The sequence below is a fragment of the Amphibiibacter pelophylacis genome, assembly GCF_037688875.1.
Classification (GTDB): Bacteria; Pseudomonadota; Gammaproteobacteria; order Burkholderiales; family Burkholderiaceae_C; genus Amphibiibacter; species Amphibiibacter pelophylacis.
Genome location: NZ_JAWDIE010000039.1, coordinates 1 through 2,316 on the forward strand (window position 1 = coordinate 1; position 2,316 = coordinate 2,316).

Sequence of the window (2,316 nt, forward strand, 5' to 3'; positions counted from 1 at the left end):
CCATCGACGCTGCTGACGGTGAACACTTCGCTGACCGTCTCGCCGCCCTTCAGGGGCTGCGATTTGGCGGCGTCCAGCTCGTACTTCCAGGCGCCATCGGCCTGCAGGACCAGCTTGCCGTAGGTGCCTGTCTGCGTGCCGGGGATCAGCGCGGCTTCGCCCGCATCCAGGTCGGTGACGACCAGCTTGCCGCTGGCCGAGGTCACGGTGTCTTCCGTCACGGTGCCCGTGCCGGTGCCCGCAATGGTCGCGGCCGTGCCCAGCGTGATGTTGTCGATGGGCGTCCAGGTCAGCTTGATGGGCAGATCGGCGGTCTTCGCCACGTCGCCGACGTCCTGGCTGCTGACCACCGCACGCACGTTGACCGTGCCGGTGTAGTCCTTGGGCGGGATCACTTCCAGCGTGGACAGATCCCAGTTGTTCGCTGCCGGGCCCTTGCTGTCATAGAGCGTGATGCCCTGCGCCGCGTTGGCCGCGCTGATGCCGTAGCCGTGGCCCTGGCCGTCGACCAGGCGGAAGCCTTCCGTCAGGCCCAGCAGCACGACCTTGCCGGTCTCGCTGCCGTCCACGTCGGTGAACTTGGGCGTCAGCGCCGGGATGTCCTGTTTGGCGTTCTGCAGCGTGGTGATGTCGATGGGCTGCGCGCCGTCCGAGGCCACGTTCAACGTCGTGGTGACCACGGTTTTCTGCGAGACGTAGTAGCCACCCTCGCCCGATTCGTTCGCGCGCAGGCCGCTGACCTGGATGCCCGCGTCGTTCAGCTGCGCCAGACCCTGCGCCAGCGGGAAGTTGGCCGCGTTCAGATCTTTCGCGGGGCCGCCATCGACGCTGACGTTCACGTCCAGCCGGCCCGGGCCGGCTTCGTTGCGGTGGAACACCGTCAGCGTGTGCCAGGCGTCTTCGGTCGCGGTGAAGCTGCCGCTGAACTGCCCACCGTTGCTGCCATAAGTGGCGCTGGCCACAGTGGTCGCGCCGCCCACTTCCAGGCGGAAGCTGTCGTCGGCCACGCCGCTGAAGGTGTAGGTGTGACCTTTTTCCAGATAGATCAGGCCGGAGACGCGGCTGGTCTCGCCGGCCGGCACGCTGGCCAGGCTCAGGTCGGAGATGTTCTGCGTGCGCGTGGCCGCACCCGCCGATTCCACGGCGCTCTCGACCCGGTTCAGGTCGGCGCCCGATCCGCCCACGCTGACGGGAATGTCCAGACCCGTCCACACCTCGCGCACCAGGCCGGAGCTGAAGGCCGAATCGCTTCTCAGCGCGATGTTGTCCACGATGCCGCCGCCGCTGCTGCCGTCGGCCGAGCGCAGCTCGATCAGGTCGGAGCCCGAACCCTCGAAGGTGAAGCTGTGATGCGACCAGTTCACGGCCTGCGTGTTCATCACGCCGATGGATTTGCCGTTGACCAGCACGCTGATCTGGCTGTCGGTGCCGCCCGTCGCGCCCGCGCGGGCCGAATAGTCCAGCTCGAAGGTGTAAGTGGCGCCCGCCTTGGTCGCGAAGGTGCGGCCCAGCGTGTTCACGCCTGCGTCCGATTCCACCTCCAGCACGCGGCGGCTGGCATCGCTGCCGCCGTAGGTCGTCTCGACCAGGATTTCGGTGCGCGCGGTCACGTTGGGCGTGGCCGAGCTGTAGGCGCGCCAGCCCTGGGCCTGGCCGTCGTTGAGGTTTTCCAGGTAGCTGACGTGGCCGTAGGTGTTGGCCGTCTGGCTGCTCACCGTGACGGTGTCGCTCACCGGGCCCCAGCTGGGCGCGTCGGTGACGGGCTTGATGTCGATAGTGGCCGTGCGCTCGGCGGTCGTCGCCGTGCCATCCACGCCCTGGAATTTGAACTGCGCGTAATCCGCTTTGCCGTTGCCGACCCCGGCCGCGCTGAAGGCATTGCTGCCCGATTCGTTGGCGTCGGGGACAAACTTCAGCTGGCCCGCGTCGATGGCGGCCTTGCTGATGGTCTGGCCGACAGACACATTCTGGTCGCCCAGCTTGAGCACGCCGTCGGCGGGCAGGCTGGTCACCTTGATGGACGGACTGGCCGAGCCCGACACGCCGAACTGGCTCCAGCCCACGGTCAGCGCGGTGTCTTCCACGCCCAGCGCCGGGTTGGCGTTCAGGGCCGACTGGTCAGCGACCGTCAGGCTGGTGCTGCCGTTGATCGTCACGGTGATGGATTGCTCGGTGCCATCGGCGGTGAAGTACTTGACCGTATCGGTCAGCTTGCCGCCGTCGTTCAGGCCGGTCACTGCGGGCTTGGACTGGTCCAGCGTGTAGGTCCACTGGCCATTGGCGTCGAGGACCACCTTGCCGTACTGGCCGGTATAC

General features: G+C 67.4%; 1 protein-coding gene. It reads right to left on the minus strand.

Annotated elements, in window-relative coordinates; translation table 11 throughout:
• On the minus strand, positions 1–2,316 hold a 2,316-nt coding region (locus RV045_RS14255; protein WP_423236459.1), incomplete at both ends, for a VCBS domain-containing protein.